The sequence below is a fragment of the Streptomyces sp. SYP-A7185 genome (assembly GCF_046103685.1).
In the GTDB taxonomy this organism is placed as follows: Bacteria; Actinomycetota; Actinomycetes; order Streptomycetales; family Streptomycetaceae; genus Streptomyces.
Window position 1 is genome coordinate 8518758 of the sequence record NZ_CP122310.1, and the last position, 19522, is coordinate 8538279.

The following is a 19522-nucleotide window of genomic DNA, read 5'->3' on the forward strand; positions in this document are numbered from 1 at the left end:
GCACGGCGGCAGGGGACTCAGAACGTGAAGGCCGCGCCTTCGGCGAGGTGCGCCCGCATCTCGCAGCTGTTGCCGAAGGTCGTGGACCACGCGACGCGCTTGCCCTGCCACACGCCGTCGACGGTGACCACGACGGGCTTCCACTCCTTCGTGCAGAACGTGGTGGGTGACGTGCGGACCAGCTGGGCGAACTCGCCGTTGACCGCCCGCAGTTCTGCGCAGGCGGCGGACGCCGAGGGGTGGGTCCCCGACGCCTTGGACGTACAGGTCAGGGTCACGGCGCGCTGCATGGTCGCGGTGTCCGCTTCTTCGCCCTCGCCGACGGCGAGGACCAGGGACGAGGGCGCGTACAGGCTCGCGGAGGCGGCCTGTGGCTGGGCCTGGGCCGTGCCGGAGGTTCCGGACATCACGCAGGCGGCCACGACAGCGGTGGCGCCCACCGTCTTGAGGAAGAAACGCACGTCAGCTCTCCTTTGATGCGGGTGTTTTTCCTGGTTGCGGACAGGAGTCTTGCCGGTGCGGAGAGTGAGGATCAAATGCATGGTCGATTTCCGGATAGATGTGTCCGCTGAGCGGTCGCCGTATGCCCGTTCGGGCAGCTCACGACGGGCGCCGGTGGTGCGCGAGGAGGCGCGAGGCGTGTCCAGCATATGGACCGGAAGTGATGGTGCAACCCAGAACAACCGCCTGACCTGCGAGGACAGTTGATTTGGTTTTCTACCGGAATCGAGGGTCGACCGGAAAGCATCGGTGCTAGGGGACGGGCGGCCGGGTGGGCGGCTCGGACCGGCCGCCGCGGTGTCTCAGCCCGGCGGCAGTCCGGCCCCCGCCCTGCCCAGGCTCCGCCTCAGCCCAGCCTGACCGTGATCCGCTGCGTGGCGCCCTTCGTGCCGGTGAGGTCCCCGAAGGTCAGCTTGAGGGAGGCGCCCGTGACCGCCGAGGTGACCGTGGCGGGCTTGGCCGTCACCGCGGACACGGCACGGTTCCAGGTGAGGGTCAGGGAGGTCTGCGCGCGCATCGGGTCGCTGACGCAGACGACCGCGGTGCCGTCGCCCTGCTCGCTGATCTGCACGGAGCAGGGTGCGCTCGCGACCAGCTTGCCCACCGTGCCGCCGAACCAGAAGTTGACCCCGGTGAAGCCGAGGGAGGGCACGGAGATCCCCTGCTGGGTGTCGGAGTTGGCGAGCACCTGGAGCCATCCGGCGTCCGCCGACCGCGCCGCCGTCTGAGCGGCGCTCGCGCCCGGCATCAGGGCGTAGGCGTAGGTCCCGTTCGTCGGGGCGGTGCCGTGGTCGACGTACAGCGTGAGGTAGGTGCGGGCCAGCGCGGTGGTCGCGCCGCCCTTGTTGATGTCGCTCCACTTGCCGGAGCGCTGCTCGCGCAGCGCCTTCACCGTGGCGCCGCCGGGGAACACGTAGCCGCCGTGGCCCCCGATGTGGGCCCACTTGGCGCCGGTGAGCGTCGCCGACCAGGGGGCGGCGGTCGGCTTGGCGACGCCGTCCACCTGGAAGGACGTGGTGCCCGTCGGGCCCAGGTTGCGGTTCTCGACCGTCGTCTCGACCGCCGCGCCGTCCGTGCAGGCGATGCCCGCGCCCAGGCAGACGATGGAGTCGTCCAGGCAGAACCACGACTTCTTCGCGCGCAGGGTGCTCTGGAGGCCCTTCAAGTACTGCCCGATCGAGGCGCGTTGGCCGTCGCTCGCGCCGCCCACCCACTTCACGTCCGGCAGGGACGCGCCCCAGTCGCCGCCCGCCGCGTCCGCGAGCACCTTGCGCGACGCCGTGATGCCGGGCAGCCGGTACGGGTCGACGGTGGGCCAGAAGGCGTCGCTGTACTGCCCGTTGGCGAAGCTGTCGCCCCACCAATAGAGCATGCCGGAGCCGGTGTGCCAGCCGCGCAGGTTCTCGCCGTTGCCCGTCTCGTAGTACGTGATGCGGGGATCGGCCATGCTGATCGACGTCGCCCAGCCGGGGCGCCGATGGGTGGCGCGGGCCATGTTCGGGAAGAGGCGGTGGCCGGTGGGCTCGGCGATCGCGGTCACCGCCGCGTCGTCCTCGACGTCTTGCAGGCGGGCCAGACCCGTCAGGCCGAGCGAGGCGTCACTCAGCGGCGGACTGTAGTAGTCACGCCGTATCCAGCCCTTGACCAGACCGCGCCAGCGCGCGTTCTCGGCCGCGCTCGCGCCCTGACCGAGGAGCACGACGGCAGCCATGATGGGGTGGCCGCGCCGGTGGTCGTCCGCCTGGATCTTCTTGGCGTCCGTCGCGGTCAGGCCGCGGCTGATGGCGCGGCCCGCCACGCCGTCCATGACGAGGCCGTTGTACAGGAAGGGAGCCCACGCCTTCTCCACGGCGTCGAAGACGATCTGCTTCTTGGTGTCCGTGACCTCCCAGGCGGAGCCGCGCAGCAGGGCGAACAGCATGCCGAGGCCGCCCAGCATCACCGACCCGTACGAACCCGTATAAGGCACGGTGGTGTGCTGGATGAACGAGCCGTCGGTGTAGAGGCCGTCGCCGCTGGTCACGTACGGGAAGACGGGGGAGAGGGCGTCCCGGGCCAGTGCGATCTTCGCGGAGTCGCCGCCGACCACCCCGCGCAGCGCGAGCACCCGGCACAGGTCGACGCGGTTGGCGCCGGTGCTCGTCCCCGTGTAGCTGCCCACCGCGGAGTCGGGCACGAAGTGGTCCACGGCCGCGCAGTAGTTCGCCACTTGGGCCGCCGACAGGTGGTCGTACATCAGCACGCAGACGTCGAGGAGGTGCTGCGGGGCGCCTATCTGCCAGCTGTACCAGTTGCCGAACCGGGCCTGGTCCGCGTGGTAGACCTCGGCGTGGAGGTGGTCGAGGCCGGTGAGGATGTCGGCCTTGAGGCCCGCGTCGCCGGTCAGGCCCGTGCCCTCCTGGCGGTAGGCCTGGGCCATGGTGTTGAGCCTGCCGTAACCGGTCACCACGTTCGCGGAGTAGCCGTACGACTCCTGGTCGGTGTCCGGATCGGGATCGGCGTACGAGGCGTCCGGCCACAGGGAGCCCGCGACGGGAGCCATGGTGGCGCGCAGCTCCCGGGCGGTGGCGCCGAGGTCGGCGAGGCGGCTCTTGAAGGGCTCGGCCGTGGGGGAGAAGCCCTCGCCGAGGATCAGGGTGCGCCACTTCGCGCGCAGCGCTTCGTACGCGTCCGCTTCCTCTGCCGCCGCCGCGTCGGATCGCGTCAGTCCCGAGGCCGTCAGGGCGAGCGCGGAGCCGCCGGTGGTGAGCAGGAAGGCACGGCGGGACCAGGGCGAGGGCATGTGGGGTCTCCGACGGTGAGGTGGTGCGGGGGACGGGGGGAGAGCAAGCGCTTTCTAGCATGGGTCCGGGCCGCTGCTCAATGGGTTGCGCAACGCGCTGTAGCGTCAGGGGCATGAGCGATCACGCAGTGGTGGATGTGGGCGACGTACGCCTGGCCTATCGGACCTGGGGCGACTCGTACGGAGCGCCCGTCGTGCTGCTGCACGGGCTGGGCGGCTCCTCGGAGACCTGGGAGCAGGTCGGGGAGGCGCTCGGCCAGGAGTGGCGGGTGTACGCCCTCGACCTGCGGGGGCACGGGGAGAGCGACTGGCCCGACGAGTACTCGGTCGAGCTGATGCGGGACGACGTGCTCGGCTTCCTCGACGAGCTGGGCCTGGACCGCGTCGGCGTCGTGGGCCACTCCATGGGCGGTGTCGTGGCGTACCTGCTCGCCGAGGAGCACCCGGACCGCGTCGAGCGGCTCGTCCTCGAGGAGACGCCGCCGCCCTATCCGCGTGAGCCGGTCGAGGCCCCGCGCCCCGATGAGGCCATCGCCTTCGACTGGCCCGTGTCTCCCGCGGTCCGCGCCCAGATCTTCGACCCCGATCCGGAGTGGGCCGAGCGGCTCGGCGAGATCGTCGCGCCGACCCTGATCGTGGCGGGCGGGCCGGACAGCAGCATGCCGCAGGAGCGCATCCCCGACATGGCGTCGGCGATCCCCGACTCACGGCTGATCACGATCCCGGTCGGGCACTCGGTGCACGAGGGGAGCCCGCAGCAGTTCGCGGAGCAGGTCAGCGAGTTCTTCACCAGCTGAGGCGGTCCGCGGCACGGGCGCACGAGCACGAGGCGCGGGCGCACGAGGAGGCCGGCGCACGAGGCGTGGGCGCACGAGGAAGTGGGACGCGGTCGACCGTGCGTGCCCCACCTCCTCGTGCGGGGTGGGTTACGCCGGCCGGGGCCTCGCCTGGTACAGCCGTGCGTAGTAGCGGCCCGCCGCCTCCAGGCCCGTGGGATCGTCACCGGCCGCGCGCACGTCGTCGACCGCGCCGCTCTGCTCGTCGGGGCCGGTGAACAGGCGCTGCGGATAGGTCCGTCCGGGATCGGTCTCGGTGGCCAGGCCGTGGGCCTCCAGGGTCGCCAGGATCTGCTCGAAGGGCACCGTGCGCAGCACGAACGCGCTCACCCACACGGGAATCCCGGCCGCGTCGAGGAGCGCGTCGAAGGTGCGGTGGGTGATGTAGCCGATCCCGCCGGTGACCGTGATCAGGCCGACGCGTGCCATGGCGCGGCGCAGCCCGTCGCTGGGCGGATGGCGTTCGAGGTTCTCGGCATAGGCCTCGTCGAGCAACCCCACCTCCAGGGCGTAGCGCGTGGCGTCGGCGGCCATGTCCAGACCGATGACCGGCACCGCGTCCGGCCGCCGCCGCGCCGCGTAGAACTCCTTGTCGGCCTCGACGAGTTCACCGCGGGTGAGGGCGGCGGTCTCGTCGCCGGTGTAGTGCGCGTACAGGTCCGCGAGCGTGAGGTCGTGGTTGAGCAGCGCCGCGTTGATCCCGTACGAGCAGCAGAGGTCGAGGACCGTGACGGGCAGACGGGTGCCGGGCACCGCCGAACGCAGGGCGAGCGTACGCCGGAAGACGTCCTGGGCCTGCTGCGGTATCTCGTACCGCAAGGGGGCCAGCGTGCGGAAGTACGCGCGGGGATCGGGCCGGTCGTAGATGTCGTCGAACCGGGTCTTGCCTGCTGCGGCGGGGGTCCGGGCACCGGTCATGAGGCATGCCTCCTCGTGCTGCGTGGCGGGTCTGTGGCCGCGACACGTCTACCTGACCTGTGGATCAGCCCGATAGGCCTCCTGGTGGTAACCGGCCACCACGCGGAGCGGAAGGTTCTCGGATCGCCTCGGCCCGTGGTGTTTGGACCCTGGTCGAAGCACCATGATCCGCTGCCGGTCGAGGGTGCCTCGGCGACCGGTCCCGGCCTGAACGGCTGGGATCATGCCGGTGCGCCGCCGCTCGTTCCGGGTGCGACGACCAGTCCTCATACCAAGATATGCCCAGCTTTGTCCAGGGTCGAGTCTCCGCCCTCCGCCGCTGGCTAGGGTGGGGACGGTGTTCACCTCTCAGGGACCCACACTCCGCGAACTGGCCGTGCAGGCCCTCTCCTCCACCGAGGACGGCTACGACCTGCTGGCCCCGAAGTTCGACCACACCCCCTTCCGTACGCCGGACCGGATCCTGGACGCGGTCGCGGACACGCTGAGCGGCATCGGGCCCTTCGACGCGGGTCTCGATGTCTGCTGTGGCACCGGCGCGGGCGTCGAGACGCTGCTGCCGCTGTGCCGGGAGCGGGTGACCGGCGTCGACTTCAGCGCCGGGATGCTGGCCGAGGCGCGGGCCTCCGTGGTGTCCGCGCGCGGAGGGCCCGCGGTGGAGTGGGTGCGGGCCGACGCGCGGGCCCTGCCCTTCGTCGAAGCCTTCGATCTGGCCGTGAGCTTCGGGGCGTTCGGGCACTTCCTGCCCGCCGAGCGGCCCCGGCTGTTCGCGGAGGTCTGCGGGTCGCTGCGGCCCGGCGGGATCTTCGCCTTCCCGATCGGCGCGCCGCCGCCGCTCACGTCACCGCTGCACTGGGCGCTGCTCGGCTTCGACGGGGTGATGCGGGTGCGGAACCTGCTGTGGCGTCCGCCGTTCGTCATGTACTACCGGACCTTCCCGCTGCGGGGCGTGATCGAGGACCTGCTCCGGGCCGGGTTCACCACGCGGCTGCACCCGATGGAGGAGTTCGGGCGTCGCCCCGACGGCAGCCCCCGCTGGTGTCTCGTCGAGGCGCGCAAGGTCTGAGCCGCTGGGTGCTCTGAGGCCGCGGGGTGCGGCGGCCGTACGGCCGCGGGGCACGGAGTCACGGACTCATGAAGTCACGAAGTCATGAAGTCACGGACTACCGGACTCCCGGAGTCACGAAGTCACTGGAACGCCCTGCGGTAGGCCTGCGGGCTGACCCCGGCGACACGCTTGAAGCGGTCGCGGAACGCGGTCGGTGAGCCGAAGCCGACCTGGACGGCGATCCGTTCGACGGAGTGCCCCGTCGTCTCGAGCAGGTGCTGGGCCTGCCGGACGCGGGTGCGGTGCAGCCATTGCAGCGGTGTGCTGCCCGTCTGCTCCCGGAAGCGCCGCAGCAGCGTACGGGTGCTCATGCCCGCCCGGCCCGCGATGTCCTCCAGGGTGAGTTCGCGCCCGGCGTTCTCCTCCAGCCAGCGCAGCAGCGGTTCGAGCTCCGATCCCTGCGGTGTGGGCGGCAGCTCGGAGACGATGAACTGGGCCTGGCCGCCCTCGCGTTCCAGGGGCATCACCGAGAGGCGGGCGGCGTCCGCCGCGACGGCGGAGCCGTAGTCCCGGCGGATCAGGTGCAGACAGAGGTCGAGCCCCGCGGCGGCGCCGGCGGACGTCAGGATCTGCCCGTTGTCCACGTAGAGCACGTCCGGGTCGACGTCGATGTCGGGATGGCGTGCGGCGAGCGCGGACGCGGCCATCCAGTGCGTGGTGGCGCGCAGCCCGGACAGCAGGCCGGCCGCGGCGAGCGTGAAGGTGCCCGCGCAGATCGAGGCGATCCGCGTGCCCTCGGCCGCCGCGTCCCGCAGTGCGTCGAGGACGGCTTCGGGGACCGGCCGGGACACGTCGGCGGTGCCGGGCACGATGATCGTGTCGGCGTCCGCGAGCCCTTCCAGACCCCAGGGGGCCCGCAGGGTGAACAGACCGGCGTCGATCTCCGGCGCGGCCGCGCAGACGCGCACCCGGTAGCCGTCGCGCCCGCCGGGCAGCCGGGTGCGGCCGAAGACCTCGATGGGGGTGGACAGGTCGAACGGGATGACGGTGTCCAGTGCCAGGACGGCCACGGTGTGCATGGCGGCAACGTACGACACGACCGGGATTCCGCCAAGCGCGGGCACGAGGGATGTGACCAGGTCGTTTGCGCGGGAACCGGCCTTCGATTCGATGGCGGTATTTCTGCGAAGCCTGTCACTAATGCCACTGTCGAGCGGGCGGGGCGCTGACTAATCTCGGCGACCGGGTCCCGATCGGGAGCCACCTGACCTCCTCCGTTCTCCGAATCCCGAGGGCCCTTACGTGACCAAGTTCTTCCTGACGCTGCACGTGCTGGCCGCGATCCTCGCCGTGGGTCCGGTCACCGTCGCCGCGAGCATGTTCCCCGCCGCCCTGCGCCGGGCCCAGGCCGCCCCGGGCGACGCATCGGCCGTCGCCTCGCTGCGGCTGCTCCAGCGGATCTGCTCGGTCTACGCGTTCGTCGGCGTCGCCGTGCCCGTCACCGGGTTCGTGACCGCGGGCAGCCTGGGCGTCCTTGGCAGCGCCTGGCTGATCGTCTCGATCGTCCTCACGCTGGCGGCGGCCGTGGTGCTCATCGTCCTCGTCCTGCCGCGCCAGGAGGCGGCGCTGGAGGCGGTCGCCGGACAGAGCGGCGACGGCGCCGCCGGCGGCGCCGGGGCGCAGGGGGCGCGGGGTCAGCGGGCCGAGGGGACGGCCGTGGTGACCGTGGGCGAGCGCACGAGTTCCCGACTCGCCATGTACACCGGGGTGTTCAACCTCCTCTGGGCCACCGTCACCGTCCTGATGATCGTCCGGCCCGGCTCCACGACCGGAGCCTGATCGCGGTTGACCCCCGTGGAGCGAAAGCCCTAAGTTCGGTGAACGTGCGTTCACCAGCGCTTTCCGTACCACGGGGGTATCAGGAATGGTCCGTGCACCACATGCTCCGCAGACCACCGACCAGGTCGCCCTGCCACCGGACGCCGCCCTGTACGTGGAGCTGGCGCTCGACGACGCCGAGCGGGAGCGCCTGCGCGCCGCCGCCCCGGGGCCGGTCTGGTTCGCCGGTCCTGACTCCGCGTCCGCCGACGACGCCCGGGTCCTGGCCGACTCCGACCTGGCCCTCGGCAATCCGCGGGCGGAGCACCTGGAGAAGGCGTCGCGCCTGCGCTGGCTCCAGCTGGCGTCCGTGGGCATCGACCGCTACGTGGGCCTGGACTGGCCCGCCCTGGGGCGGCGCCTCACCGTCACCAACCTCGGCGGGCTCTTCGCCGACCCGGTCGCGGAGACCTGCCTCGCGGGCATCCTCGCCCTCTACCGCGGTGTCGACGTACTGGCCGGGCTCCGTGCCGGGCAGTCCTGGTCGAAGCTCGACGTACGGCCCGGGCTGCGACTCCTGAGCGACGCGCACGTCCTCATCCTGGGCAGGGGGACCATCGCCCTGCGGCTGGCCGAACTCCTCGCGCCCTTCGGCTGCTCCGTCACCCACTTCGCGCGCAGCGCCGGCGACCTCCGCACCCGGCAGGAGCTCGACGCCGCGCTGCCCCGGTTCGACGTCGTGGTGGGCCTGCTGCCGGGCACGGACGAGACCGCGGACCTCTTCGACCGGGGGCGCGTGGACCGGCTGCGCCCCGGCGCGGTCTTCGTGAACGCGGGACGCGGCACGCTGGCGGACGAGGACGCCCTGGTCGCCGCCCTCGCCTCCGGCCGGCTCGGCGGCGCGGTCCTCGACGTGACCCGCGAGGAGCCCCTGCCGGCCGGACACCCGCTGTGGAGCTGCCCGAACGTGATCCTCACCCAGCACACGGCGGGCGGCTCCCGCGACGAGACGAAGCGCGTCGTCGACCTGTTCCTGGACAACTGGCGGCGGCTCGCGTCCGGCGAGCCGCTGCGCAACGTCGTGCGGTGGTCCCAGGGGTACTAGGCGCCCGGACCCGGAGCCGGTCGCGAGCCGGTCGCGAGCCGAGGGGCGAGCCGAGGGGCGACGGCGGTCACAGGAAGTGGAAGCCGGGCCGCGGGTGCATCAGGAAGTCGTGGTGCGAGATGTTCCACGCGTACGCACCCGCCATCGCGAACACCACCCGGTCCCCGGCCCGCAGCCCCGTGACCGGAACCCGCCGGGCCAGGACGTCCTTGGGGGTGCACAGCTGGCCCGCGAACGTCACCCGGTCCTGCCGCGCCTCGGCCCGGGGCCAGGGATGCGGCCACGGCGCGCTCGCCGGGAGCACCGTGCAGGGCTGGTCGTGGCCCTTGGCCGCGGGGGTGCGCAGATGGTGGGTGCCGCCGCGCACCACCGCGAACTCCTCGCCGTGGCTGCCCTTCACGTCGAGGACCTCGGTGGCGTACCAGCCGCAGTACGCCGTCAGCGCCCGGCCCGGCTCGATGCGCAGCGTCAGTCCGGGGTGCGCGGCGCAGAGCCGGGCCAGGCCTTCGCCGTACCCGGACCAGTCGAAGCGCGCGCCGGGGTCGGTGTAGTCCACGCTCATCCCGCCGCCGACGTTCACCTCCGCCAGCCGGACGCCGTGCCGCCGGGCGAGCTCCTGCGACCAGGTCACGACGGATCCGGCGACCGCGAGCTGCCGCGGCGCGTCGAGTCCGCTCGCCAGATGGGCGTGCACGCCGAGCAGACGCAGCTGGGGCAGGCTGCCGTCGGTGAACCAGGAGACCACGGGGTCCGCGTCGGCCGGGTCGAGCCCGAAGGGGGTGGGGCGCCCGCCCATCGCGAGGGCACTGCCCGCCAGGGACGCGGCGTCGAGGCCGAGATTGAACCGGAGCAGGACGCCGACGCGGGTGTGCGGGACGACGCGGGCGGCGATCGAGGCCAGCATGCGCAGCTCGTGGGCGCTCTCGACGTGGAAGCGCGCCACGCCGAGTTCCAGGGCGGCGGCGATCTCGTCCGGCGTCTTGCCGGGGCCGCCGAAGGCCAGCGGGCGGCCCGCCACCGCCTTGGCGACATGGGTGAGTTCACCGCCCGACGAGACCTCGTAGCCGTCGACGTGCGGGCCCAGCGCGGCCAGGATCTCCGGTTCCGGATTGGCCTTGGCGGCGTAGTACAGCTCCACCTGCCGGGGGAGCGCGGCCCGCACCGCGGCCGCATGGGCGTCGAGGGCCGCCATGTCGTAGAGATAGGCGGGCAGTTCCTGTGCCGCCAGACCGAGGGCACGGTCACGTACGGCGGGAGTGGGGGCGGTCATCCGGCGGTGCTCCAAGGTGCGTCGGTGCGGGCGGCCAGGTCCCGTACGTGCTGGGCGAGGGGGAAGGGCGAGGTGAGCCGGACATAACCGGCGTCCCGGTCGGCCTTGCGCTCCCAGCGGGTGAGCAGATTGGCCTTGGCGGGCAGCGGCACCCCCGCGAGCAGCGCGCTGAGCCGGGGAGGACAGCCGTGGATGTCGGCGAACTCCTGGACGGTGGCGCGGACCTGCGACCAGAGCGCGGGTTCGGTGTGCGGATGCAGGTCGGCGAGGGCGGCGAGCAGTTCGGCGACGTGGTTCACCAGGAGGCAGTAGACGACCCGGTCCCAGCCGCGCTGCGCGTCGTAGGTCAGCGGTCCCGCGACCTCGGGCGGGAGCGCCGCGAGGGTCCCGGCGTGCCGCTCGGGGACGAGCTTGGTGCCCTCCAGGTCGCGGAAGAGCACCTGCGCGGGCATGCCGTCGTCGTCGACGCAGATCAGGACGTTCTGGAGATGTGGTTCGAGCACCAGGCCGTGGTCGAAGTACGCGGCGAGCACCGGCGGCAGCAGAAGGCGCAGATACCTTCGCCACCAGTCCAGAGTCCGTTCGGGGCCCGCACCCGCGAGGAGGCGCGAGATGTGACCGGGCCCCGTCGGGTACTCGTCCGCGACGGCCGCCGCGAGCAGCGGTGTCGTGCCGGGAAGGAGCCGCCCGTCCAGACCCTCGCGGACGATGACGCCGAAGCCTTCCAGGAGGGCGAGGTCGGGGCGCCCGTCGGGGCCCGGGAGCGCCAGGCTGCGGTAGGCGGGCTCGCGGAGCACGGCGTTGCCCGGGAAGCGGGTCGCCAGGTCGTCCAGGGCGCCTTCGAGCGCGCGGGTGAGCGCGACGGCGCCCGACAGTTCGTAACTGGCGTTCTTGCGCAGGCAGTTGGTGATGCGGACGTTCAGGCTGAACTTCAGGAAGGTGTCACCGTCGTACAGCGTGCGCACGGAGGCGGTGGCCGCGAAGGGCGAGCCGCCGGGGCCCAGGTCGACGACGTCCCCGCGGTCCAGGGCGGCCCGCAGCGCCGGGTGTGCGCGCAGCAGGTCGTACTGCCAGGGGTGCACGGGCAGCAGCCGGTGGCCGTCGGGCACGGTGCCCAGCCGGTCCAGCGGGGCCGTGGCGTCCGGCCGCGCCGACTCCTCGGCGACGAGGTGCTGCCGTACGGCGAGGTGGCGCAGCGGGAAGGCGGCAGCGGTCTCCGGGGCGTACGCGGACCAGTCGGCGAGGCCGCCGCCGCGCGCCTTGGGCGTGGGGTGGAAGCGGTGGCCGAACAGCAGGGACTGCTCCGAGGCGAGGTAGTCGGCGAGCCGCTTCGGGGCGGATGCCGGCCATGTCGGCGCCTGCCCGGAGGAGCGTGCCGCGCGGCGGGCGGCGAGCGCGGCGCTGACGCCCTGGTGGCTTGAGGCGATCTGCTCCAGGAACTCCTCGTTGCTCACGCCCGTACGCAGCGAGAGCTCGGCGTGGGTGTATTCGGCAAGGCGCGGCCAATCCACCTCTACCCAGACGCCGTCCCGCTGCTCGGTGACCGGGCCGGTGAACCGGTGGGCGCCGAGGAGGGACGCGCGGCGCAGCGCGACCCGCAGGAGGACGCCGCGGCGCGGCAGCCGCAGCAGGAGGTCGCCGTCGACGACGGCGGTCTGGTGCTCGGGTCCGGAGACCTCGCGCAGCAGACAGTTGAGCAGGGTGTGCGTCACCGCTTGGTCGGCGTCGGGCAGACGGGTGGGCGTGGCCCCGGCGGCGGGGGCCGCCGCGACGAGGGCGGCGGGTGCGGATGCGGATGGGGCGGCGAACGTGCCGGTCGGCAGGGACATCAACGGCTCCAGCGGATGCGGGGCGAGCGGCGGAACAGGGCGGGAGGGGTGGCGGCGGCCGGCGCGAGCAGGGCGGTCGCGGTGCTGGCCGGCAGGGGCGCGGGCAGGCCGAGGAGGCCGGTGGCGGCGGCCTTCGCGAACCCGGCGGCGACCGCACCCCCGGCGGCGACCGCACCCCCGGGGGCGACGGACTCCGGCGTGCCGGACGTCCCGCCGGGCGGTCGGCCGTGGGCGCACTCGGCGGCCAGGACGGACAGGACGGACAGGACGGACAGGACGGACAGGACAGGACGACAGGACGGACAGGCCGCCGAGCCCGCCGAGGCCGAGCGTGCGCCCCACGCCGAGCAGCGGCCGAACGCCGGTCAAGGCGGCGAGTGACTCGACCGCCTGGTGCACCCGTGGCGCGCGGAGGAGGCGGCACGGGTGCGGCAGGGCGAACGGCGCGCCGGACGCGGCCGGTGACACGCCGGGTATTCGGTCCTCGACCAGAACCAGGTGCACCGGCGGCGCGGGGATGGCCATCAGGAAGTCCCCGCCATCCGCAGGTAGTTGGGGCCCGTCGTGTAGTGCTTGTTGATGTCGGCGGCCCCGGAGCGCTCCTTGGACAGCAGGGTGCCCGCGGTGACCATCGCCTTGACGGGCAGCTCCGCTGCGTCCAGGACGTGGGTCCGCAGGAGAGCGCCGGGTTCGCCGGGGCCCGTGCCGATCCGCTCGGCGGCCTCGGCGAGCCGCTCGCGCACGAGCCGCAGCAGGCGCTCCAGCGGGGCGTGGCCGTGCCGGGCGAGAGCGAAGGCGTAGGAGCCCGCGCAGAGGTGAAGGGTGATGGTGGTGAACAGGTCGAGGACGGGCCGGTCCCCGTCGACGAAGATCCGTGTGTCGTCGAACGCGAAGGTATCGGCCGCCTGTTGGCCCATGACGTCCCGCAGCCGGGCGAGGTGGACGCGGGGCCCGTCGTTGTCCTTGAAGAGCAACCGCAGCCGGGGCTCCACGCCGCTGCCGTCCGCAAGGACGAGCGCGATGTTCTGCTGGTGCGACTCCAGGGCGATGCCGTGGGCGAAGAGGGTGGTCTGCCAGTCGAAGAGGAGCGTGAGCGCGGCGTCCAGGAGGGCGAGGGGGTCACCGCCGTAGAAGCGGTCGGCGAGATGGTCGATCAGCGGCCGGCCGTCGCCGGGCGCCGGGCACATGAGGGCGGCCATCGGCACGACGGCGGCGCCGTCGAGACCGGCCGGGTAGCGGCGCAGGAGCACGGCGAGCAGTTCATGGCCCGCGTGGGCGTAACGGCTCTCGTCCGCGTGCAGGACGACGCCCCGGAACCGCGGCTCGCGGTCGACGACGGCTTCGCACAGCCGCTGGCCCGCGGCGCCGTCGGCGAGGGTGCCCGGCTTGATGGTGCGCCGGTTGCGCAGGCCCAGGGTGGCGGTGGCGAGCGGGAGCTTGAGGTGCCGGGTGGGGTCGGAGGTGAGGGCGACGGTCCGCATCGACAGGGTCGGTACGACCTCGGGTCCCGGCCCGTCGATGAGCCGGGCCCGCCCGTCGAGCCCCGCCGCCCGCAGCGCGTCCCGCAGGGGGCCGTCCGCGACCAGGGGGTGCACGGGGAGGAGCAGATGGCTCCCTTCGAGTGCGTGCACGCCCGCCGTGCCGGGGGACAGCCAGTCGGTGGTGTCTCCGCCGACGGTGACGGCCTCGCGCGGCAGGGCGAGCCGGCGCAGCGCGAAGGTGGGATGGAACTCAGGTGCGTACGCGCGCAGGTGGGCCTCGGACATCCCCGACCGGCCCCGGGACGTCGGGTAGACCGGATGGTCCGCGCGCGCGGCGAGCGCGTCGTGACCGAGCCCGCCCGCAAGGCCGTGCCACGCGGCCGGATCCTGGCCGTACCGCGCGGTGAGCAGGTCAGCCGCCTCGCCCTTCGTCCTGTCGTGCAGCCGCAGGGCGTCGAGCGCCTGCGCGCACTCCACGGCGAACGCGTCGAAGCCCCCGCGATCGAGGGGGTCGGCGAGCTTCCGCAGGGCGGACAGCACGCTGCCCGCGTCCCGGAGCTCGCCGCCGTCGCCCTCGCGCCGCAGCAGGGGGAGCCGGGCGGCGTACGCGGCTTGGTAGCCGTCCGCTTGGACGGGCATGAGCAAGGCGTCACCACCGGGCTCGGGTGCGGCGCGCGGCGGTGCCACGCGCGCCGGGGCGACCGGTTCCTCCCGGGAGGCTTCAGGCCCCGATGCCACCGGCAGCCTCAGCCACAAGCCGTCCGGCAGCCGCACGGGCCTGCTCCGGGTGCGCCAGCCCACCACGTCTTCGCGCAGCAGCGCGCTCAGGACGCGTAACAGCAGTTCGCCCTCGATGGTCCCGGCCTCGCCCATGCCGGTATAGGTGCCCACGCCGCTGTCCGCGCCCGTATCCGTACCCGTATCCGTACCCGTGCTCCTGTCCGTGCCCACGCGGGCGGCGGGTGACGGCGTCACGGCGTGATCTCCCAGTGGTGCTCGGCCAGGAAGTCCGCGACGGCCCGGTCCACCGCCGACTGATCGGTGCCGGTGGCGCGGACCACGCCGAGGAAGTCGCGGTTCGTGCCGTGGAGTTCGTGGCGCTCGCCGACCTCGCGCAGGGGACGGTAGGTGAGCCGTACACCGCCCGCCGTCGTCTCGGTCGCGTCCGGCGCTGCCGTCAGTGTCCCGGAGCTTCGCGCGCACGGGTAGTCCAGGCGCGCCCGGCCGTCGGTCCGCGCCCCCAGGTCCGCGGGGAGCGGCTCGCCCAGATGCGTCCGCAGGATGTGCTCGAACAGCGGTATGTCCAGGAGCTGTGCGAGGAGCAGGTCGCACTGGTCGCCGATGGCCCGGTAGTTGACCTCGATGAGCCGCGCCCGCCCCTCGGCGACCACGAACTCCGTGTGGCACGCCCCGAACCCGACGCCCAGCGCGTCGAGCTGGGCCAGGACCTGGGCCACCACCGGCTGCGGATGCGCCGGGACGAACGTCATGCGCTCCTCTATGAAGTGCGGCGGCGGCGACACCTCCGTACGGAAGCCGCCCAGGACGTGCCGGAGGCGGCCGTCGCCGAGCGTCTCCAGGGTGCACAGCTCCCCGGGCAGGTACTCCTCCACGACCAGGGCCTCCCCGGGGCGCCGCGCCTGTGTCTCCGCGCACCGGCGCATCAGTTGCTCCGGCCCGTCGACGAGCACCACGTCCTCGCTCGCCACACCCTCCCGCGGCTTCACCACGCACGGGAACGGCACGTCGAGCGCCCCGAGGGCGGCCGGGTCCTGGCCGGCGGGGAGTTCCGCCGACCAGACCGTGTCGGCGCCCGCAGCGGCGAGATGGCGCCGCATCTGCGCCTTGTCCTTGGTCCGCAGTGCCGCACGCCAGTCCTTGCCGGGCAGCCCGAAGTACGCGGCGGCCAGGGCGGCCTGGGTCTGGAGATGGTCGCTGTTGGTGAAGACCGCACCGGGGGAGTGGTGGGCGGAGATCCGGCTGATGACGGCACGGAAATCACGTACGTCGCACTCAAGGATCTCCGGGGAGGCCGGGAGGCCAAAGGAGTGCGCCCCCTCCCGGCGGCGGTGGGCGTCCGGCTGGTCGGTGAGGAGCGTGACGTCGAGACCGAGCCGGCGGGCGGCGGGCAGGAAGCCTTCGGAGACCGAGTCGGTGGGGTTGCGGGCAAGGACGTACAGCCGCATGTGCGAGTCCACTTCCGGGTGCGAGCGGAGGGGGTGGGCGAGGGGCGGTGGGGTGCAAGGGCCCGCCCTTGCCCTCTGGCAGGACCGTGACGGCCGCCAGGAAGGACAAGGTCTGCACGGTCCCGGACGAGAGGTGGTGGATGCCGGTCATCGGCGTCCGGACCGCGGGGCACGTCCTGAAGGACGTGGCCCGGACGTGACGCCCTTACGCCGGGTCTCGTCGGGAGGCGGCGGCGGACGTCACGAAGATCAGGTCGGCGTCCGCCTCGTCGATCTGCCCGGGGCGGATGTCCGGCATGGTCTGCTCGGGGCCGGACGTGCGCCGCGAGGCCGGGCGCGGGACGCTGCCGTCGAGGAGGGCGCCGCTGTGGGGGGACTTCTGGTGGCGCCGGGCCGGGCCCGCGACGCAGCGCACGGCCGAGGCCGACGGCATCGTTCCGTCGTACGTGTCCTTGAGGGCGTCCCCCAGGGCTTTGGTGCCTTGGCCTCCCGCAAGGCGGAGGCGGTCATCGCGCCACCTTCCGGGCCGGGACCGCGGGCGGCGGCGCGGCCGGGAGCAGCCGCACCGGGTGCGGGGAGAGCGGCACCGGGCGCGTTCCCAGGACCAGGCTCGGCGCGACGCACACGGCAGACGCGCTGATTCTGGCGAGGAGCAGAGGGATCCGCCGCACGGTGAGGCCGCCTGGCGGGACGGCCCGAGCGATCTTGGACACGGGGTGAGAGTTTAGGTTAGGTATGCCTAAGGATGTCAACTCGCAGTGAGGGGCGGATCACTTGCGATGCGGATGTGCGCGACGCGCCGTCGGCGATGCGGCAAGTTGAAGCAAAATAAGGTAAGCCTTACCTAGTTCGCGGTGGCAGGCTGCGCCGCCGAACGGCCGATGGACCTGCCTTCCAAGGAGTACGAGTGCCGCTGACCGTGGCCCCGGACCTGGCGTCGAACGCCACCGCCCTGAGCCCCGCCGCCCTGCTCGCCGGAACGTACCGGCGGCTCGCCACGCACTGCGAGTCGCTCGCCGTCACGGTGGCGCAACCCGACGCGGGCGTGGGCCAAGGGTGGGTCACCGGCGCCGAGCTGACGTCACGTCACGACGCCCTGGACGCCTTCGTCGAGGCGGAGGCCACGCGCATCCGCGCCGGCCACGACCACACCCCGCGCCCGGACGTCGCCGCGTCCCGCGCCCTGCACGGCTACCTCTGGTCGGTCTGCCTGCTGATGAGCGGCGCCTGGTACCTGGAGCGGCGCGTACCGCGCATCCGCCCGCAGGACGTCCGCGTCCACCTGGCGACCGGCGCCTTCGAGGTCGTCCCCGGCTCCTTCGCCTGCTTTCCGGACGATCCGGCGGCCGGGCTCCCCGCGACGCGGGTCCTCGCCGACGAGGAGTCGCTGCGCGTCGAGCTGCGCGCCGCCGTCGTCGCGCACCTGCGGCCGCTGCTCACGGCCATCGGACCGCGACTGCGGCGCGGGCAGCGGGCGTTGTGGGGCATGGCGGGCGACGACCTCATCTCCGGGATCTGGTACCTGGGGCGCATGCTCGGCCGGGAGGACGAGGCGCTGCGCGCGGTGGACGCCCTGCTCCCGGGGCCCGTCGCACCCTTCCCCGGAGGCGCCGCCTTCCGGCATCTGACGACCCGTGACGGCGAACGGCACCCGACCCGCACCCGCCTGGGCTGCTGCCTCTACTACACGATCCCCGCCACCGAGGCGTGCGGCACCTGCCCGCGCGTCTGCGACGCGGAACGGCTGCGCAGGCTGGAGGCCGACATCCCCTCGCCGAACGTACCGCCGACGCCCACGCGGTGAGAACGTGACGGGGAGTCCGGCCCCGCCCCCTCACATCCGCCAGGAGAAGTCGATGTCACCCTCCGAGACCGAGTCGTCCGCGCAGGCCGGGTCGCTCCCGCCGTTCGAGGTTCCCGTCATCGACATCACGCCCTACGTCGACGGCGGGACGGACGCCCAGCGCGCCCGTGTGGCGCGGCAGATGGACGACGCCTGCTCCCGTGTGGGGTTCGTCCAGATCCTGGGGCACGGCATCCCCGACGCGACGGTGGCCGGGCTGACCGCCGCCATGGACGGCTTCTTCGGCCTGCCCCTCGACGTACGGAAGACCTATCGGGTGACGGGTGCGAACCGCGGCTACAGCCCGCCCAAGAGTGAATCCCTGAGCCTGAGCCTGGGCGTGGAGTCGGCCGGGCGCATGAACGACTTCTTCGAGGCGTTCAACGTCGGCACCGAGGCCCGCTCGTTCCCCGGCCTCGGCCTGTCCGAGGACGACTACGGGCTCAACGTCTGGCCCACGCAGGTCGAGGGCTTCGAACCGGCCGTACGGCGGTACTTCGAACGGGCGGGCCGCGTGGCCCGCACCTTGACCCGCGTCTTCGCCGACGCCCTGGGGGAGCCGTCCGACTTCTTCGCGCCGCTGACCGACCACTCCATCGACGTGCTGCGCATGAACAACTACGCCCTGCCCGAAGGTGCCGTCACCCTCGACGGCGATCTGACGGGGATGGGTGAGCACACCGACTTCGGCCTCGTCACCGTGTTGTGGGCGGACCGGGTCGCCGGGCTGCAGGTGCTCGGCGCCGACAGGGCCTGGCACGACGTCAGCCCCGTCGAGGGCGCGCTCCTGGTCAACCTCGGCGATCTGACCGCCCGGCTCACGAACGACCGCTGGATGTCCACCCTGCACCGGGTCAAGCCGCCGATCGTGGACGGCGGCATCGTCAGGCGCCGGTCCGCCGCCTACTTCCACGACGGCAACGTCGACGCGGTCATCCGCACGCTGCCGAGCCACCTCGACGCCTGCGACGGACTCGCCTACGAGCCGATCCTGGTGCGCGACCACATCAAGGCGAAGCTCGCGGGGTCCCGGCAGGGCAAGGCGAACGCGGCGGCCGTTCGCGAGGCGGCGCGGGTGCGGGCCGCCGCGGGCCGCGAGCCGGGGCAGGGCGCGACCGGCACCGGCTCCGTCACGCCTGCTCCCGGGCGGCGAGCATCGCCTCCAGGGCCCGGGTGATGTGCGCCTCGGCGGCCGCCTTGTCGATGCCCAGGCCGGTGAGCGGGCCCGTGCCGCCCTCCGTCTCCAGGAGGGAGAGCAGGATGTGCTCGGTGCCGATGTAGTTGTGCCCGAGCCGCAGTGCCTCGCGGTAGGTCAGTTCGAGGACCTTCTTTCCCCCGGCGTCGTACGGGATGAGGTCGGGCACCTCGCCGACCGCCGGCGGCAGTGCTTCGGTGAGGCCCTCGCGGATCGTGTCGAGCGAACTCCCCTGCGCCACCAGCGCCTTCGCGGCGAGCGAGTCCGGGTCGGTCAGGAGGGCCAGCGCCAGATGGCCGGGTCCGATCGCGTCGTTGCCCGCGGCGCGGGCCTCCTCCTGCGAGGCCACGACCACGTTCTTCGCCCGGGGGGTGAACCGGCTGAAGCCCTGCCGGGGGTCGAGGTCGGACATCTCGCCGGGGTCCTTGGGCACGAACCGCTTCTGGGCCGCCTGCCGGGTGACGCCCATGCTCTTGCCGATGTCCGTCCACGAGGCGCCCGAGCGGCGCGCCTGGTCCACGAAATGGCCGATCAGATGGTCGGCGACCTCACCCAGGTGATCGGCGGCGATCACGGCGTCGGAGAGCTGGTCGAGGGCGGCCTCGGGGCGGGCCTTCTTGATGGCCTGGATCAGGTCGTCCAGGCGGATGGGGTGTGCGGGCTGCGTCATGTGTCAACCGTAGGTTGACAGTTGAGAGGCTGTCAACCCT

18 protein-coding genes are annotated in these 19522 nt (G+C 73.0%); 7 read left to right on the forward strand and 11 right to left on the reverse strand.

From position 1 onward, the window contains the following. Window positions 1–17: 17 nt before the first annotated feature. Window positions 18–461 (reverse strand): subtilase-type protease inhibitor, encoded by a 444-nt coding sequence (locus QBL25_RS37320; RefSeq protein WP_409061378.1) that lies wholly within the window; start codon window positions 459–461, stop codon window positions 18–20. A gap of 386 nt (window positions 462–847) precedes the next feature. After that, the gene (locus QBL25_RS37325; protein WP_409061379.1) at window positions 848–3283 is read right to left on the reverse strand and encodes a polysaccharide lyase 8 family protein; all 2436 of its coding nucleotides are present in this window, start codon (window positions 3281–3283) and stop codon (window positions 848–850) included. Between the two features lie 113 nt (window positions 3284–3396). On the opposite strand from QBL25_RS37325, the gene QBL25_RS37330 reads away from it, so the two are divergent. Next, complete coding sequence (locus tag QBL25_RS37330) at window positions 3397–4080, forward strand: alpha/beta fold hydrolase (protein WP_409061380.1); 684 nt, start codon at window positions 3397–3399, stop codon at window positions 4078–4080. A 129-nt stretch (window positions 4081–4209) separates the two neighbouring features. Here the strand turns inward: QBL25_RS37330 and QBL25_RS37335 are convergent, their stop codons facing one another. Further along, entirely contained in the window at window positions 4210–5037 is an 828-nt protein-coding gene (locus QBL25_RS37335) for a hypothetical protein (protein ID WP_409061381.1), read from the reverse strand. 337 nt (window positions 5038–5374) lie between these two features. Between QBL25_RS37335 and QBL25_RS37340 the strand changes: the two genes are divergently transcribed. Then, window positions 5375–6103 carry a class I SAM-dependent methyltransferase gene (locus tag QBL25_RS37340; protein ID WP_409061382.1) on the forward strand — a complete coding sequence of 243 codons (729 nt, stop codon included), beginning with the start codon at window positions 5375–5377 and terminating at the stop codon, window positions 6101–6103. Window positions 6104–6225: 122 nt separating this feature from the next. On the opposite strand, the gene QBL25_RS37345 is transcribed toward QBL25_RS37340, so the two are convergent. Further along, window positions 6226–7164, reverse strand: a complete 939-nt coding sequence (locus QBL25_RS37345) for a GlxA family transcriptional regulator (RefSeq protein ID WP_409061383.1) — start codon at window positions 7162–7164, stop codon at window positions 6226–6228. A 223-nt stretch (window positions 7165–7387) separates the two neighbouring features. On the opposite strand from QBL25_RS37345, the gene QBL25_RS37350 reads away from it, so the two are divergent. Further along, window positions 7388–7924, forward strand: a complete 537-nt coding sequence (locus QBL25_RS37350) for a hypothetical protein (RefSeq protein ID WP_409061384.1) — start codon at window positions 7388–7390, stop codon at window positions 7922–7924. An 85-nt stretch (window positions 7925–8009) separates the two neighbouring features. Then, window positions 8010–9008, forward strand: a complete 999-nt coding sequence (locus tag QBL25_RS37355) for a D-2-hydroxyacid dehydrogenase (RefSeq protein ID WP_409061385.1) — start codon at window positions 8010–8012, stop codon at window positions 9006–9008. A 67-nt stretch (window positions 9009–9075) separates the two neighbouring features. Here QBL25_RS37355 and QBL25_RS37360 read toward each other — a convergent pair whose 3' ends face one another. Together QBL25_RS37360 and QBL25_RS37365 are read right to left on the reverse strand one after the other, a co-directional pair. After that, window positions 9076–10278, reverse strand: coding sequence for a type III PLP-dependent enzyme (locus tag QBL25_RS37360; protein ID WP_409061386.1), 1203 nt, complete (start codon window positions 10276–10278; stop codon window positions 9076–9078). Next, the gene (locus tag QBL25_RS37365; protein WP_409061387.1) at window positions 10275–12107 is read right to left on the reverse strand and encodes an IucA/IucC family protein; all 1833 of its coding nucleotides are present in this window, start codon (window positions 12105–12107) and stop codon (window positions 10275–10277) included. Before QBL25_RS37365 ends, QBL25_RS37360 begins: the two co-directional genes overlap by 4 nt. 48 nt (window positions 12108–12155) lie before the next feature. Between QBL25_RS37365 and QBL25_RS37370 the strand changes: the two genes are divergently transcribed. Further along, a complete protein-coding gene (locus QBL25_RS37370; protein ID WP_409061388.1) occupies window positions 12156–12488 on the forward strand; it encodes a hypothetical protein in 333 nt (110 codons plus the stop codon). A gap of 143 nt (window positions 12489–12631) precedes the next feature. Here QBL25_RS37370 and QBL25_RS37375 read toward each other — a convergent pair whose 3' ends face one another. From QBL25_RS37375 to QBL25_RS37390, 4 genes are all read right to left on the reverse strand, one after another. Next, window positions 12632–14461, reverse strand: coding sequence for an IucA/IucC family protein (locus QBL25_RS37375; RefSeq protein ID WP_409062915.1), 1830 nt, complete (start codon window positions 14459–14461; stop codon window positions 12632–12634). A gap of 98 nt (window positions 14462–14559) precedes the next feature. Beyond that, window positions 14560–15774 (reverse strand): acetyl-CoA carboxylase biotin carboxylase subunit family protein, encoded by a 1215-nt coding sequence (locus QBL25_RS37380; protein ID WP_409061389.1) that lies wholly within the window; start codon window positions 15772–15774, stop codon window positions 14560–14562. 205 nt (window positions 15775–15979) lie between these two features. Then, window positions 15980–16207, reverse strand: a complete 228-nt coding sequence (locus QBL25_RS37385) for a hypothetical protein (RefSeq protein ID WP_409061390.1) — start codon at window positions 16205–16207, stop codon at window positions 15980–15982. Window positions 16208–16280: 73 nt separating this feature from the next. After that, the gene (locus QBL25_RS37390) at window positions 16281–16487 is read right to left on the reverse strand and encodes a hypothetical protein (RefSeq protein ID WP_409061391.1); all 207 of its coding nucleotides are present in this window, start codon (window positions 16485–16487) and stop codon (window positions 16281–16283) included. 200 nt (window positions 16488–16687) lie between these two features. Here QBL25_RS37390 and QBL25_RS37395 point away from each other — a divergent pair, with 200 nt between their 5' ends. Further along, entirely contained in the window at window positions 16688–17578 is an 891-nt protein-coding gene (locus QBL25_RS37395; RefSeq protein WP_409062916.1) for a (2Fe-2S)-binding protein, read from the forward strand. A gap of 52 nt (window positions 17579–17630) precedes the next feature. Continuing rightward, a complete protein-coding gene (locus tag QBL25_RS37400; RefSeq protein ID WP_409061392.1) occupies window positions 17631–18794 on the forward strand; it encodes an isopenicillin N synthase family dioxygenase in 1164 nt (387 codons plus the stop codon). On the opposite strand, the gene QBL25_RS37405 is transcribed toward QBL25_RS37400, so the two are convergent. After that, window positions 18748–19482: a Clp protease N-terminal domain-containing protein gene (locus QBL25_RS37405; RefSeq protein ID WP_409061393.1), complete on the reverse strand. Its 735-nt coding sequence runs from the start codon at window positions 19480–19482 to the stop codon at window positions 18748–18750. The two genes, QBL25_RS37400 and QBL25_RS37405, sit on opposite strands and share 47 nt — an antisense overlap. Window positions 19483–19522: the final 40 nt, after the last annotated feature.

What these genes read in the sequence shown, in the direction of transcription:
- QBL25_RS37325 (WP_409061379.1), bottom strand. Translation starts at nt 3,283, where the DNA reads ATGCCCTCGCCCTGGTCCCGCCGTGCCTTCCTGCTCACCACCGGCGGC.
- QBL25_RS37330 (WP_409061380.1), top strand. Translation starts at nt 3,397, where the DNA reads ATGAGCGATCACGCAGTGGTGGATGTGGGCGACGTACGCCTGGCCTAT.
- QBL25_RS37335 (WP_409061381.1), bottom strand. Translation starts at nt 5,037, where the DNA reads ATGACCGGTGCCCGGACCCCCGCCGCAGCAGGCAAGACCCGGTTCGAC.
- QBL25_RS37345 (WP_409061383.1), bottom strand. Translation starts at nt 7,164, where the DNA reads ATGCACACCGTGGCCGTCCTGGCACTGGACACCGTCATCCCGTTCGAC.
- QBL25_RS37355 (WP_409061385.1), top strand. Translation starts at nt 8,010, where the DNA reads ATGGTCCGTGCACCACATGCTCCGCAGACCACCGACCAGGTCGCCCTG.
- QBL25_RS37360 (WP_409061386.1), bottom strand. Translation starts at nt 10,278, where the DNA reads ATGACCGCCCCCACTCCCGCCGTACGTGACCGTGCCCTCGGTCTGGCG.
- QBL25_RS37365 (WP_409061387.1), bottom strand. Translation starts at nt 12,107, where the DNA reads ATGTCCCTGCCGACCGGCACGTTCGCCGCCCCATCCGCATCCGCACCC.
- QBL25_RS37375 (WP_409062915.1), bottom strand. Translation starts at nt 14,461, where the DNA reads ATGGGCGAGGCCGGGACCATCGAGGGCGAACTGCTGTTACGCGTCCTG.
- QBL25_RS37380 (WP_409061389.1), bottom strand. Translation starts at nt 15,774, where the DNA reads ATGCGGCTGTACGTCCTTGCCCGCAACCCCACCGACTCGGTCTCCGAA.
- QBL25_RS37385 (WP_409061390.1), bottom strand. Translation starts at nt 16,207, where the DNA reads ATGCCGTCGGCCTCGGCCGTGCGCTGCGTCGCGGGCCCGGCCCGGCGC.
- QBL25_RS37400 (WP_409061392.1), top strand. Translation starts at nt 17,631, where the DNA reads ATGTCACCCTCCGAGACCGAGTCGTCCGCGCAGGCCGGGTCGCTCCCG.
- QBL25_RS37405 (WP_409061393.1), bottom strand. Translation starts at nt 19,482, where the DNA reads ATGACGCAGCCCGCACACCCCATCCGCCTGGACGACCTGATCCAGGCC.